Genomic DNA, 14,777 nt, shown 5'->3' on the forward strand with positions numbered 1-14,777 from the left:
ATGAGCACAAAACATATAGCCATTTTAGGCAGCGGAAACATTGGGCTTTCATTAGCCAAAGGATTGGTTAAAGCAGAAATTTACAACCCTGCCCAAATAACCCTGACGCGCCGCAATATAGCCGCCCTTGTACCTTTAAAAGATGCAGGCTACCAAACCACCGGCAATAATGCAGAAGCGGTTAACAATGCTACAATAATAGTATTAGCCATATTGCCCCAGCAATTAAACAAGCTGCTTGATGAGATCAAACCGTCAATTGACCCGGCAAAGCATTTACTGATCTCGGTAGTATCGGGCGTAAGCTGCCAGGATATCCGTAAGCATTTAGGTTTAGATGTACAAGTGGTGCGTGCAATGCCTAATACAGCAATCGCCATTGGGCAGTCCATGACTTGCATTGCCACCGATACCGCGTCTGACGATAACATCAAATTGGTTACTTCGTTGTTTGATACTGTGGGTGTAAGTATCCGTATTAACGAGGAACTGATGACATCGGCTACGGCTTTATGCGCTTGCGGCATTGCATTTTTCCTGCGTTCTATCCGCGCGGCATCACAAGGCGGTACTGAAATTGGTTTCCACGCGCACGATGCTTTAAAGATGGCTGCCCAAACTGCCAAGGGTGCTGCCGACCTGCTACTGCAACTTGCATCGCACCCGGAGCAGGAGATTGATAAAGTGACATCGCCAAAAGGCTGTACCATTGCGGGCTTAAATGAGATGGAGCATAACGGTTTTAGCTCGGCCATGATCAAAGGCATCAAAACATCAGCTGAAAAAGCAGGCGTGTTATATAAAGAATCCTAAATCAATAATTCAAAACACATAATTCAATATTGAACTCATGTTCACAGTAGAGAAAATAGGCGGCACATCCATGAGTGCCCTGAAAGACGTAATTAATAACATTATCCTATATAACCGTACCGGCGATGAGTTATACAACCGCATTTTTGTGGTTTCGGCATTCTCGGGTGTTACTAATATCCTGTTAGAAAATAAGAAGACCGGAGAACCGGGTGTGTACCACCGCCTGGCCCAGCACCAGGATTTCCATAAACCGCTGAAAGACCTGGTAACTAAACTTAAAGAGATCAACACACAATACGTTGAGCTGGGTTTAAATTTGAAGGTAGCTGATGAATTTATTGAAAACCATGTGCATGAAGCACAAAAATACCTGGAAAACCTATCTAACATACTGGCATCGGGTTATGTAAGTAAGGATGGTATTTTACAGGCAGCGCGGGAAATATTAGCATCTATAGGTGAAAGTCATTCGGCTTTCAACTTCACCAATATTTTGCAGAACATGGGTATTAATGCCACCCTTGTTGATCTGAGCGGGTTGCACGACCATCGCTCGTTCACCATAGACCAGCGTATCAAAGATGCCTTCAAGGATATTGAACTGGAAAAAACTATTTGCATTGTAACAGGCTATGTAAAAGGCACCGAAGGTATTATGCGCGAGTTCGACCGTGGCTATAGCGAAGTTACGTTCAGCAAAATAGCTGAAGAACTGAAACCTGCGGAAGCCATTATCCATAAAGAATACCACCTTTCAACAGCCGATCCGGGGATTGTAGGGATAAAAAACTGTATCCCTGTAGGTAACACCAACTATGATATTGCCGATCAGTTAGCCGATGTGGGCATGGAAGCGATCCACCCCAAGGCCTCAAAACCTTTAGAGATAAATGGCATTAACCTGCGCATTAAAAACACTTTTGAGCCGGCACACTCAGGCACGCTTATTACCAAAGATTTTATTTGTGAGACCAAGCGTGTAGAAGTAATTACCGGCACTGACAAATTGATCCTGATCGATGTATACGATCCATTAATGGTGAGCAATGTTGGTTCGGATTTGAAAATTATGCAGATATTTTTCGATCATAACGTTAGTTATATATTTAAAGCAACCAGCGCGAACAGTATCTCTATAGTAATTTGGGAACGTGATTTTGATAAAAAGCTTATCCGGGAACTGGAAGAGAACTTTGAAAAGGTAACTGTTGAGAAAACCGCCATGGTGTGTATGTTAGGCACCAATATGGATCAGCCGGGTTTATTAGCCCGTGCCGCTGCAGCTTTAACAGATGCGGGTATTAATATCCAAAGTGCGGGTTTTGCTTTGCGCAAGGTAAATATTCAGTTTTTGGTAGCACGCGAACATTTTAAAAGCGCGGTAATAGCCTTGAACAAAGCAATGTCTGATAATAAATAAACGCTGATGCTGGCATAAAATAAAAGGTCGCATAATAATCTATGCGACTTTTTATTTTTGATATACTCTTACATAGTCCACCTCAAATTTATTGGGGAATTTGGTGCACCGTCAATATCAAACTCGTTGGCCCACGCTTTGTGAGCAACCACGAGTTTTTCAAGGCAACATCTTTGCGCATAGTTTATTTCATTTTACTGCTGCTTGTACCCGGTCAATCACCTCTGCCAGTTCTTCAAGATTAAAAGGTTTAGCCAGGTAAGCATCAGCTCCAGCATTTTGCGCTAATAATTCAATATCTGCATTTGCCGAAAAGTAGATCACCGGTATGTTTTGGAAGCGGGGAGAATTTTTTAATATTTGAGTTGCAACCACCCCTCCCTTATCTGGTATCCAATTATCCATAAAGATAACAGTAGGGTGCACCGGAGCGAGCTTATCCAAAATATGGTTGCAATTATTAAAAGTGTGGACACTCCAACCCTGTTCAGTCAGAATATAAGAACAGATCGACAGAATATCTTCATCATCATCAAAAATGGCAATGCTTTTTTTGGGTTGATCGGTAATGGTTATTGGAGACATTAATTAATAATTGTTATAATGGTTAAACAGATACGATTTGCTTATTTTTCGGCATTGTGAAAAGGAAACAGGTGCCTTCATTAAGTTCGCTTTCTACCCTAATTGTACCGCCATGCGTGGCCACAAAATCTTTTACTAATAGCAGGCCAAGGCCAGTTCCTTTTTCTTTGCTTGTGCCCAATAGAGAAGCAGCGCTGGCCTGGCCGAACAGCATTTCCCTGGTTGGCCCAGACATGCCTATCCCATTATCCCGGATACATATCTCGATCATCCCTTCCATTGGAACTGCTGTTACAACCACTTTTCCGCCACCGGCTGGTGTATATTTGATGGCGTTGGTGACCAGGTTTTGCAATACCGAACGAAACATTAGCGCATCGGCATGTATAAAAAGATCGTCATCCACCAGGTTTTCAAGCATAATTTCTTTTTGACGTGCATTTTCCCGAAGCAGATCAAGCGACTCGTTTACAAATTGCTGCAAATTAAGATCCTGGGGCGTGAAACTCGTTTTTTCCCGCTGTTCCTTAGCCCATTCCACCAATTCATTTAATTGGTCTAATATCTTATGCGACGTCCGGTTAATAATATCAGCGAACATTTTTATTTGCTCGGGCTTTAGTTTTTCAGCATCACGGGATAAGTTTTCAGATGAAGCCAGCAACGAGGTAAGCGGATTGCGCAGGTCGTGAGAAATTACCGACAAGAATTTATCCTTAGATAAATTCAGTTCCTTTAGCTCCTGATTTAGCCCTTCCAGTTCAATCGTACGTTCAAGCACGCGCTGTTCAAGGCCCTGGTTCAGTTGTATCAGGTCCTGATTTATTGCCTGTAGCTTTTCTTCCTGACGCTGTAATAGTTGGTTCTTGCGGTATAGATCCGTAAAAACAGTCACTTTTGACCGCAGCATTTCCGGATTAAAAGGTTTCCGAATAAAATCTACCGCACCTGCTTCATACCCTTTGAAGATGGCGGCCTCTTCATAGTCGTGTGCGGTAATAAAAATAATAGGGATGTGACGTAACTTATCCCGCTGGTAAATTAAAGCGGCAGTTTCATACCCGTCCATTATTGGCATTTTAACATCCAATAGAATGAGCGAAAAATCTTCCTCTTTTAACAATATCCGCAGCGCTTCACGGCCAGAAGTAGCTTTATAAAAAGCATATTTCTCTTTCTCCAGCACCACTTCCATGGATAGCAGGTTGTTTTCGTTATCATCAACCAGCAGTATCTTAATTACAGGTTCTTCTTGCATGATAAGTTATAAGTTTCGGCTTGTATAATGCGCTATGTGCTATTTGATCAGCCATACGCGCATTAGGGATAACAACTGGTCTGTTTTTACTGGCTTGGTAATATAATCGGAAGCGCCGGAAGAAATACACTTTTGCCGGTCGCCAATCATCGCCTTAGCAGTTACAGCAATAATTGGCAAGTTTTTATGGCGCTGCTCTTTCCGGATCATTTGAATGGTTTCATAGCCGTCCATCTCGGGCATCATGATATCCATCAGCACAATATCTATGCTCTTATCCTTATTTAGGATCTCCAGTGCCTCACGTCCGCTTTCCGCAGTAATAACCTCTATTTTTGAGCGTTCAAAAACCGCAGTCAACGCAAATAGGTTCCGTACGTCATCATCAACCACCAGTACTTTCTTATTATCAAGTATATCTTTGGTATCCCGCACGCTATTGATCATTTTCAGCTTGCTCTCGCTGATATATTTTTTATCAATATGCAGCAGTATCAATATCTCTTCTAACAGGTGGACGTGTGAGTTAGGTGTTTTAGTAATAATTTTATGATTCAGACGCTTTAATTGGATCAGTTCATCCTGAGTAAAATCGCGCGCCGAGTGTAGTAACATCATTGTTTGCGACTGTTTCAGCAGGTTGATCTTATTCAATAATTCCATACCGTTGGCGTCCGGCAACATATAATCCAAAACAATACAATCGAACAATTCCTTTTTCAAGATGGACAACGCTTTCTTAGCAGTGGTCGCACTAAATACTTCTATCTGATCATTCGCCAATAGTTCGGTTACGCGCTGTAATTCACCCTCATTATCTTCAATCACCAATACCTTTTTCCTGGTATGCTGATGAAAGTTGACAATACCTGAAATAAGTTCATCTAACGAGTTGTTAGATAGAGGCTTGAGGCTGAACGACTTTGCGCCTAATTTTAAGGCCATGAATTTATTATCCTCACCAGATATAATATGGACAGGGATATGCCTTAAATTAATGTCCGTTTTCAGCAGCTTCAGTATTTTCCAACCGTTTGATTCGGGCATATTAACATCCAGCGTGATCGCGATAGGATTATATTTGATAATGCTGTCGAATATTTCCAGGTAACTGATGGCCACAAGCACCTTCAGATTATGGTCATGGGCTTTATCAATTAATATCTTGGTAAAGCGCAGGTCGTCTTCAATTACCAGCAGCACCTTATCTTCAGCCACTATGTTATGGCGGTCGTCATCAATAGCTAACTCAGCTGTATCAATAAGGTTGCGGGCATGCGAAGCAGGATACGCTTCCTTCACTTTAACAGGGGTCGCTTTCTCTTCCTTATATTTCAGCGGCAGGTATAGTGTAAATGTACTGCCCTTGCCTAACTCGCTGCCAACGGTAATAGTACCGCCCAACAGCTCGGCAAAGCCTTTACTAATAGAAAGGCCCAAACCTGTACCACCATATTTGCGACTTGTAGAACCTTCGGCTTGCTGGAAGGCTTCGAATATGATACCTTGTGTGTTTTTGGATATACCAATACCCGAATCTTCTATAGAGAACGCAATAACCGAATCATTATCACTAAGCGGATTTTCCTGTCCTGCTGCAGGCCTGAATACACTCAATTTAACACGGCCTTTCTCGGTAAATTTAAAGGCATTAGAAAGTAAATTCTTTAATATCTGATTCAGGCGCTGCATATCGGTTTCCATTAATTCGGGCAAGCCGTCCTGCATTTCGATCTCGAATTTCAGGTTTTTCGCTTCAGATATTGGTTTAAAGGTCGATTCAGCAAATGCTGCTATCTCCTTAAAGCTCACCGGCATTACATCGGCCGCAATTACACCCGATTCAATTTTAGAAAGATCGAGGATATCATTTATCAATTGTATCAGGTCATCTCCGCAGGAATGGATAGTTTTAGCGAACATCCTTTGCTTTTCAGTAAGGTTTCCTTCCGGATTCTCAAATAATTGCTGGGCAAGTATCAGTAAACTATTTAGCGGTGTGCGCAATTCGTGCGACATGTTAGCTAAGAACTCCGACTTGTATTTCGAGGTCAGGGTTAACTGTTCTGCCTTTTCTTCCAGCGAACGGCCTTTATCGTGCAACTCATCATTGGCACGCCTTAACTCTTCCTGCTGGGCGGAAAGCTCGCTGGCCAGTGATTGCGATTGGGCTAACAACTCTTCGGTACGGGTATTCGTTTCAATGTTATTCAATACGATACCAATACTTTCTGTTAACTGATCCAAAAAGTCGATGTGTGTATCGCTGAAGTTTTCGAATGAAGCCAGCTCAATAACAGCTTTAATGTTGTTTTCAAATAATACGGGCAATATCACCAGATCGATAGGTGCAGCACTGCCAATACCCGAACTGATCTGCAAATATTCGCCCGGCACGTTAGAAAGCCTGATCCGTTCTTTATCAATGGCGCACTGGCCTACCAAGCCTTCATTAAGTGAAAATTCCTGGTCTATCAGTTTCCGGCTTTTTTGTGCGTAACCTGCAAATAGTTTTAATTTAGGTTCATCCGACAGCTCGGGCTGTTCTAATATATAGAAGGCACCGTAACGGGCATTTACCAGTTCAGCCAATTCAGATAACACTTTATTCGCCACAGCATTCCTATCACGCTGACCCTGTAGCATCTGCGCAAACTTGGCCAGGTTGGATTTTAGCCAATCCTGTTCATGGTTACGTAAGGTTGTACCTTTCAGATTGGCGATCATCTGGTTAATCGTATCCTTCAAAGCTTCCAACTCACCCTTCGCATCTACACGAATGGTACGGGTTAAGTCACCCTTGGTTACCGCCGATGCTACTTCGGATATGGAACGCACCTGCACGGTTAAGTTTTGCGCCAGCTGGTTCACGTTCTCTGTTAAGTCCTTCCACGTACCCGATGCGCCCGGTACACTCGCCTGGCCACCTAACCGGCCCTGCACACCCACCTCACGCGCCACAGTGGTTACCTCATCCGCAAACACCGCAAGAGTGTCAATCATTTCGTTAATAGTATCCGTTAACTGGGCCACCTCACCCAAAGCGTTAATAGATAGGCGCTGTTTAAGGTTACCCTTTGCAATACCCGTTGCCACCTTAGCAATACCACGTATTTGCCCGGTTAGGTTGGATGCCATTTGATTTACCGAGTCGGTCAAATCCTTCCAGGTACCGCCTACTCCTTTTACGTGTGCCTGGCCACCCAGCTTGCCTTCCGTACCTACCTCACGTGCCACACGCGTTACTTCCGATGCGAACGAGTTCAACTGATCCACCATCGTGTTAATGGTGTTTTTCAGGTCCATGATCTCGCCTTTCACGTCGATGATTACCGTTTTAGATAAGTCACCGCTGGCCACCGCTTTGGTCACCTCGGCAATGTTACGCACCTGCGATGTTAAGTTACTCGACATCTGGTTTACCGAGTCGGTTAAGTCCTTCCAGGTACCCGCAACGCCCGGCACAAAGGCCTGGCCCCCCAGGTTACCATCAGTACCTACTTCTCGCGCCACACGCGTTACTTCTGATGCGAAACCACGCAGCTGGTCAACCATGGTATTAATGGTTTCCTTAAGCTGAAGGATCTCTCCACGTACGTCAACCGTAATTTTTTTGGATAAGTCACCATTTGCAATCGCAATGGATACATCCGCTATATTTCTTAATTGCGCGGTAAGGTTACCCGCCATTTTGTTTACCGAGTCGGTTAAGTCTTTCCAGGTACCATCTACACCCGGCACATTCGCCTGACCGCCCAATTGCCCTTCCGAACCCACCTCACGCGCCACACGGGTTACTTCGGATGCGAAACCGCGTAGCTGATCCACCATAGTGTTAATGGTATCTTTCAGCTCCAATAACTCGCCTTTGGCATTTACAGTAATTTTACGGGAAAGGTCACCCTTCGCTACCGCTGTGGTTACTTCGGCTATATTACGTACCTGCGATGTTAAGTTATCGGCCATTTTATTTACCGAGTCGGTTAAATCCTTCCAGGTACCACCTACACCCGGCACATTCGCCTGGCCACCCAGCTGCCCTTCGGAACCTACCTCACGCGCCACACGTGTTACTTCCGAACCGAACGAGTTAAGCTGATCCACCATCGTATTGATCGTGATCTTAAGCTCCAGCATCTCGCCCTGTACGTCTACCGTGATCTTTTTAGATAAGTCGCCTTTGGCCACCGCAGTGGTTACTTCGGCTATGTTACGCACCTGACCGGTTAAGTTACCCGCCATCTGGTTTACCGAGTCAGTTAAGTCCTTCCACGTACCGCCTACACCTGGTACGTTAGCCTGACCACCTAACTGCCCTTCCGAACCCACCTCACGTGCCACACGGGTTACTTCGAATGAGAAAGAGTTTAGCTGATCCACCATCGTATTAATAGTGTTCTTTAATTCCAAAAGCTCACCTTTGGCGTCTACCGTAATCTTACGGGAAAGGTCACCCTTTGCTACCGCTGTGGTTACCCAAGCAATATTACGTACCTGGTCGGTAAGGTTACTACCCATTTGGTTCACCGAATCTGTCAAATCTTTCCAAACACCGCCAACCCCTTTTACACGTGCCTGGCCGCCCAGCTTACCTTCGGTACCTACTTCCAACGCCACACGCGTTACTTCAGATGCGAACGAGTTAAGCTGATCCACCATCGTATTAATGGTTTTCTTCAATTCCAGCATTTCCCCTTTCACGTCCACCGTAATCTTCTTAGACAAGTCACCATTGGCCACCGCGGTAGTTACACCCGCAATGTTCCGCACCTGCGATGTTAAGTTACCCGCCATACGGTTTACCGAGTCAGTTAAGTCCTTCCAGGTACCCGCTACGCCCGGCACTTTGGCCTGGCCACCCAGTTTACCCTCGGTACCTACTTCCAATGCCACACGCGTTACTTCTGATGAAAACGAGTTCAACTGATCCACCATGGTATTGATGGTGTTTTTGAGCTCTAATATCTCACCCTTGGCCTCCACCGTGATCTTACGGGAAAGGTCACCTTTCGCTACCGCTGTGGTTACCGCCGCTACGTTACGTACCTGGGCGGTTAAGTTACCCGCCATCTGGTTTACCGAATCGGTTAACTCGGCCCATACACCGGCAACGCCCTTAATTTTTGCCTGCTCACCCAGCTTGCCTTCCGAGCCTACCTGCCGGGCTACCCGTGTTACTTCCATAGAGAATAAACGAAGTTTGGAGAGCATCTGGTTAGATTCCTTGGCAATACGGAGGAACTCCCCTTTTAGCGGGTGCCCCTTAATTTCCAACGGAATGTGCTTGGAAAGGTCACCATTGGCAACAGAGTTGATCATTCCCGCAATCTCCAGGGTTGGTGATGTCAGGTCTTCAATAAGATTATTAAGTGAACTTACACCACTGGCCCATTCCCCTTTGGCATCTGAAAGTTCAATACGTTTAGAAAGGTTACCACGTTTGCCTATCGTTTTTTCAGCAGATGATATCTCTGCCACAAAACGTTCGTTCATGTCAATAATATCGTTCAGTACTTCGCATATACGGCCGTTGATCCCCGCCTGGGTAACAGGCATACGAACATCTAACTTGCCGTTTTTTACCATTGACAGTACTTTTAGCAATTCCTTCAGGTCTAAAGAGTCAGTTGGGTACTCTTCAGTAACATCTGTTCCAGCCAATACTTCTTTCAAAATATCATCTTTCATGCGGATAGGTTTTATGTTGATGTAAAATTTTTTCTATAAGGTAGTTATTAATAATCCGTAGGTAATTATTAATTAATTTCGGTTAATCAAAACTAAAAAAAGTATTCAAATAACAAAATATTACTATTGGCAATGAATTAAATCCGGGAAATTTGTCCAATCTTAAAGGTGGCATCAGCATGTATGTGATGTTGAACAATTTTACTGTTAACTTGTTTTTGCGCTAATATTTTTTTTTAACATTATTATATTATCATCTTTAACAATCAACTAACAACGCATTAATCCCATACAATTATTGCTTGTATAATTTTACTTAGACAACTGTGATTGAATGTTAACAGACTAACCTACTAAATAAAAATGCGTTTGAATGGTGTTTACTTTTTACTACTGGCCCTGGGCGTTTTTTGGTGTCAGGCTGCGTTGGCACAGGTTAATTTAAGTAAGTTCCATATCGAAGGTTTTTCACAAGGGACTACCTATCAGCTTACTTATTATGCCGCGGATAGTTTGATAACCCAAAAGCAAACAGACAGCCTGCTGGCAAGCCTGGACAGGTCTGTGTCGCTTTATTTACCATCATCGCTCATCTGTAAATTTAACCGGTCGGCTAAGGGGATCACCATTGATAAACATTTTAAGATACTGGTAAAAAAAGCGATGGAAATTAACCGGAATACCATGGGCTTGGTTGACATTACCGTAAAGCCACTGGTAGATGCCTGGGGATTCGGCGTGAAAAAGCCAAAGGCTTTTCCCAATGCCAATACAGTGAACCGTTTGCTAAAGATTGTAGGATCCGACAAAATTTGGCTTACAGGTAGTTTTCTGCATAAAAAAGCGCCCGGGGTGCAAATCGATTTGAATGGTATTGCACAGGGATACGCCGCAGACCTGCTTGCCGAATTGTGTGAAAAACATAAGGTTTATAACTACATAGCTGAAATAGGTGGCGAATTGCGCGTGAAAGGAAAGAAACCCGATGGCGAACCTTTCCGGATTGGTATTGAGGCTATAGATGATAACGACATTGATCCGGCGCCCCTGCGCAAGATCATAGAACCGGGCGATGGGGCCGTGACAACATCGGGGAATTACCGTAAACATTTAAAAGCAGGTAACAAGGAAATATCTCATATTATTGATCCTAAAACCGGGTATCCAACACAAAATGAAATGATCAGCGTCACCGTGTATGCCAAAGACGGTATTACTGCTGATGGTTATGATAATGGTTTTATTGCTATGGGGCTGAAAAAAACACTTGAGTTTTTGTCGGAAAGGCACGAACTTGGCGCTTATATTATCTACAAAAAACCGAATGGCGCAGTGGCGGACACGGTGACGACCGGATTTAAATCTTTTATAAAGCAATAGTAAATGGAAAGAAGAACATTTGTGAAAAGTGCGGGCATACTGACGGGCGGCTTGGTATTGAACCAATTCAAAACTTTGGCTGCAGATAGCGCTGGAATATTCAAAATAGGTGTTATTGGTTGCGGCGACCGTGGCAAGGGGGTAATGCACGTCATCAACCAGTTTCCTGATAAATTTCAAATTACAGCCATTTGCGATGTGCTTGATTTTAGGTTAAAGGAAGCGCAGAAGGTAAGTACCGGTGCGCCGTATAAATCTTATACCGACTACAGGCAGTTGCTGGATGATAAATCTATCGACATTGTGTTGATTGCTGTCCCCTTGAATATGCATTATCCAATTGCAGTGGATGCACTTAAAGCAGATAAACACCTGTACCTGGAAAAAACAATGACCTTCACTATATCACAGGCGCTTGACCTTGTAAAGCTGGCTAAAAGCCGGCCAAAACAAATTATACAGGTTGGGCACCAATATCGTTACTCGCCCCTTTATTATCGCGTAAAGGAAATGATCAGCAAGGGTTATCTTGGAAAAATAAGTCAGATTGACTGCCGGTGGGACCGCAATGGCAACTGGCGCAGGCCCGTTCCTGACCCATCCCTGGAGCGTGCAATTAACTGGCGCATGTACAAAGAATATTCGGGCGGCCTTGTGGCCGAATTATTATCCCACCAAATTGATTTTATCAATTGGGCATTTGATACCCACCCCACCGAATTTCAAGCGATGGGCGGCATAGATATTTTTAAAGATGGCCGCGAAACGTATGATAATGTGCAGTTGATGCTGCGTTATCCTGAACAGGGAATGATAGGTAATTTTGGCGCTACCTGCGGAAATGCGCACGATGGCTACCTGTTTAAAATAAAAGGAACAAAAGGCACAGTGTCCCTCCTAACCGACCGGGGCGTGTTTTATCCGGAAAAAGAATTGTTAAAAGAAAAAGGATTGGTGGATGGCGTAACCGGCGCCACCCGCATAACCTGGAATAAAGAAGGCGGGACGCCCATCCTGGCTGAACCCACCAAAGATGGTACCTGGTATGCGCTAAAAAGTTTTTACGAAAAAATAGCCTCGCAAACCCTCCCCGATTCAAATGTATTTACAGGGGCTAAAACTGCTTTGAGCGTGCACTCGGCAAATCAGGCTTTGTATTCGCGGGAAATCGTTTACTGGAAAAAGGAATATTCTGTTATTTGAATTTTATGATGAAAGTGTACTTCCGCTAAGCGATTGCAGCTTATTATTTGGCATCGTCTTGTGTATCAGCGGCACGGTTCCATTCGGGTTACCCGCAAATAGATGTCTATGAATTAAAAAGCCTGTAATTCATAGATTACAGGCTTTTAATGTGTTTTGAAGAATACTTCAGCGGCAAGGGGGAGGGATTTGAACCTACATCTATAGCTTATTGGTATTCTTTCAATTACACACTTACTGATATGTTTTATCTGACTATTAAATTGTTCCGCAAAATGGTGAGATAATTGTACTAACAATGACACAGAGAACACAAAGATTTGAATTCGGGAATCCATCTATAAAATTTAACCACAATGCTCACAAAGATTTTAATTCCCTGCTATTTGATTAAATAAAGACCAAAATCACTGATTGCCGGATGATCTTTGGATTTTGTAATGGTAAGCTTAACCTTCCATGCCGTCACTTTAGGGAATTTAACCACCCTGTTGTCCCCTATCGATCCGCCTTCCGATAACAATGTCCAGTCGCTTTGTACTTGGGCTTCTATCTTGTAACCTTCTATCCGGCTGCCAGGGGCTTCGCTGATCTTTAAAGCGTTTATATCTACCGGGCCTTCCATATCCACCTCTAAAGTAGCGGTGGTTTGCCCGTCGTTAGTAGCCCAATAAGTTTTACTATTCCCGTCAAGGGCTTTTTCACCTCCAAACTCGCGGGTAGTACCGCGCACTTCGCTTGTATTAACCGGCCGTTCAAAGGCCAGATTTAAGCCTAATGTTTTATCTACATCGGTTTTAACCGGAGTTAACCGCGGCTTTTTGTTAGGAAATTGCGCCAGCGTATTTCCTGAATAACCAATGTTTCGCAACGCTTTTATCCCTGCTCGTTCTTCCAATTGCGCCAGGTAAAGGCTTTGAATAGCCACCGGCTTGCCATGCGAATCAAAATAGCCTTCGCCCAAAACCGGGGTCGAATCGAACAGGCGGGCGGTTTGCTGGCGCTGGCCGATACAGCCAATGGCCCAGTTAGCAGCCCCAGGCGGGTTTTGGATGATATAGGTTTTGGCTATACAATTCCAGGCTACGGCCCAGCCCATCGTCCAGCCATGGCCCGAGCCTGCTACGCCCCGGTTCATAAAATCTATACCGCCATCGGCTACTGTACAGTTGTCTATCAGCAAGCCTGTGGCCCAACGCTGATGCGGCTGTATGCGGCTGCCTATCCCCCTAAAGGTGCAATTTAATACCACATTAGGCCCGGCTATCAGCGATGATGTCCATACCGTATAGGTATTACCACCGGTAACATCGCAACGGTCAATTAAATTCTGGCTGCCCTCCAGGCTAAAATCGGCAGGTTTAGATGCGCCCAAATTGGTGAATGTATGCCTGATCATTACCCGTTCCATGGTAATGCGGTTTCCGGCCAATACGGTAGTGTTCATGGTTTCCTGGCAATAAACATTCTTCACCCAGCAATCGTCGCCGCCTACCCTTATGCCTGCATATGGGGCATGTCCATAATCTGTCTCTAAAGGCGGGCATTGGATATGCAGATCCTCTACCCCAATCTGTGTTACGCGGCGGGAAGCGGCGGATTTAGCCACAGTAGTCCCCGGTACATATTGCGCGTTGTACGAATCGGGCAGCGAGATATTCACCGTTACCTTATTCCCGTTTATTGCGATGATCTTCCGTTTGATGATCTCTTTAGCCGATTTATTGATCCAAGTTTGCGGTTTGCCATCACGCTTCATATCGTCCATTCCCATTAAATGTATCCAGGCTTCGGTAACCGGGCGGCGGATAACTAATGTATCGCCCACCGCAAAGCCCGATGCATCGACCACGGTAAATGAATTTGTACCAGCAGGCACATAAGCGTCGGTAATAGTGGTTGGCTTGCCTTCTTCGTTATCGTCAGCGCGTTCAGTACGGCCAAGAGCAATATTAGTGTTATCAACGCCTATTACGATTGCGGTATGGCGGGAACCAGTCATTTTAATGATCGTACCATTAGGCCCGGTGCCACTTCCCCGCAAAACAACGCCACTGGCCGATAATGTTATGGATGCCGAACAGGTAAACACACCCGGCCCTAACAATACAGTACCGCGGAATCCGTTTACCAATGGCATTGCCGCAACCTCGTTTACAGCGTTTTGAATCTGCTTTGTATCATCGGCCCCACCTGATGATTTTACCGTACGCCTTACCTGCACAACTGGCAGGGCAACACCACCACCCATATAACCCGCATGCGAAAAATCCATTATCCTGTCGCCTGTCGCGGTAGTTTTATAGGTCAACTTACCGGTCTTATCTTTATAAACCCATTGGCTTTTAGCATTTTGCGCCAGGGAACTGCAGGCTATTAAACCACAAATAACCGATAATATATTTCGTTTCTTCATCAGGATGTATG

8 protein-coding genes are annotated in these 14,777 nt (G+C 44.5%); 4 read left to right on the forward strand and 4 right to left on the reverse strand.

Annotated elements, in window-relative coordinates; all coding sequences use genetic code 11:
* Nucleotides 1-813, forward strand: a complete 813-nt coding sequence (gene proC, locus IRJ18_RS09345) for a pyrroline-5-carboxylate reductase (RefSeq protein ID WP_194105914.1) — start codon at nt 1-3, stop codon at nt 811-813.
* 37 nt (nt 814-850) lie between these two features.
* The gene (locus IRJ18_RS09350; protein WP_194105915.1) at nt 851-2,236 is read left to right on the forward strand and encodes an aspartate kinase; all 1,386 of its coding nucleotides are present in this window, start codon (nt 851-853) and stop codon (nt 2,234-2,236) included.
* 189 nt (nt 2,237-2,425) lie between these two features.
* Here the strand turns inward: IRJ18_RS09350 and IRJ18_RS09355 are convergent, their stop codons facing one another.
* The 3 genes from IRJ18_RS09355 to IRJ18_RS09365 are packed head-to-tail and all read right to left on the reverse strand — an operon-like array spanning nt 2,426 to nt 9,767.
* A complete protein-coding gene (locus tag IRJ18_RS09355) occupies nt 2,426-2,821 on the reverse strand; it encodes a response regulator (protein ID WP_194105916.1) in 396 nt (131 codons plus the stop codon).
* A gap of 22 nt (nt 2,822-2,843) precedes the next feature.
* A complete protein-coding gene (locus tag IRJ18_RS09360; protein ID WP_194105917.1) occupies nt 2,844-4,079 on the reverse strand; it encodes a hybrid sensor histidine kinase/response regulator in 1,236 nt (411 codons plus the stop codon).
* A gap of 39 nt (nt 4,080-4,118) precedes the next feature.
* Nucleotides 4,119-9,767 carry a HAMP domain-containing protein gene (locus tag IRJ18_RS09365; RefSeq protein ID WP_194105918.1) on the reverse strand — a complete coding sequence of 1,883 codons (5,649 nt, stop codon included), beginning with the start codon at nt 9,765-9,767 and terminating at the stop codon, nt 4,119-4,121.
* Nucleotides 9,768-10,130: 363 nt separating this feature from the next.
* Here IRJ18_RS09365 and IRJ18_RS09370 point away from each other — a divergent pair, with 363 nt between their 5' ends.
* The gene (locus tag IRJ18_RS09370) at nt 10,131-11,147 is read left to right on the forward strand and encodes an FAD:protein FMN transferase (RefSeq protein ID WP_194105919.1); all 1,017 of its coding nucleotides are present in this window, start codon (nt 10,131-10,133) and stop codon (nt 11,145-11,147) included.
* Between the two features lie 3 nt (nt 11,148-11,150).
* Nucleotides 11,151-12,350, forward strand: a complete 1,200-nt coding sequence (locus IRJ18_RS09375) for a Gfo/Idh/MocA family protein (RefSeq protein ID WP_194105920.1) — start codon at nt 11,151-11,153, stop codon at nt 12,348-12,350.
* A gap of 382 nt (nt 12,351-12,732) precedes the next feature.
* Here the strand turns inward: IRJ18_RS09375 and IRJ18_RS09380 are convergent, their stop codons facing one another.
* Complete coding sequence (locus IRJ18_RS09380) at nt 12,733-14,766, reverse strand: discoidin domain-containing protein (protein WP_194105921.1); 2,034 nt, start codon at nt 14,764-14,766, stop codon at nt 12,733-12,735.
* Between the last annotated feature and the right edge of the window lie 11 nt (nt 14,767-14,777).

The organism is Mucilaginibacter boryungensis (genome assembly GCF_015221995.1).
Classification (GTDB): domain Bacteria; phylum Bacteroidota; class Bacteroidia; order Sphingobacteriales; family Sphingobacteriaceae; genus Mucilaginibacter; species Mucilaginibacter boryungensis.

Excerpts from the sequence above, each read along its gene's own strand:
- proC (WP_194105914.1), top strand. The coding sequence starts at position 1 with ATGAGCACAAAACATATAGCCATTTTAGGCAGCGGAAACATTGGGCTT.
- IRJ18_RS09350 (WP_194105915.1), top strand. The coding sequence starts at position 851 with ATGTTCACAGTAGAGAAAATAGGCGGCACATCCATGAGTGCCCTGAAA.
- IRJ18_RS09355 (WP_194105916.1), bottom strand. The coding sequence starts at position 2,821 with ATGTCTCCAATAACCATTACCGATCAACCCAAAAAAAGCATTGCCATT.
- IRJ18_RS09360 (WP_194105917.1), bottom strand. The coding sequence starts at position 4,079 with ATGCAAGAAGAACCTGTAATTAAGATACTGCTGGTTGATGATAACGAA.
- IRJ18_RS09365 (WP_194105918.1), bottom strand. The coding sequence starts at position 9,767 with ATGAAAGATGATATTTTGAAAGAAGTATTGGCTGGAACAGATGTTACT.
- IRJ18_RS09370 (WP_194105919.1), top strand. The coding sequence starts at position 10,131 with ATGCGTTTGAATGGTGTTTACTTTTTACTACTGGCCCTGGGCGTTTTT.
- IRJ18_RS09375 (WP_194105920.1), top strand. The coding sequence starts at position 11,151 with ATGGAAAGAAGAACATTTGTGAAAAGTGCGGGCATACTGACGGGCGGC.
- IRJ18_RS09380 (WP_194105921.1), bottom strand. The coding sequence starts at position 14,766 with ATGAAGAAACGAAATATATTATCGGTTATTTGTGGTTTAATAGCCTGC.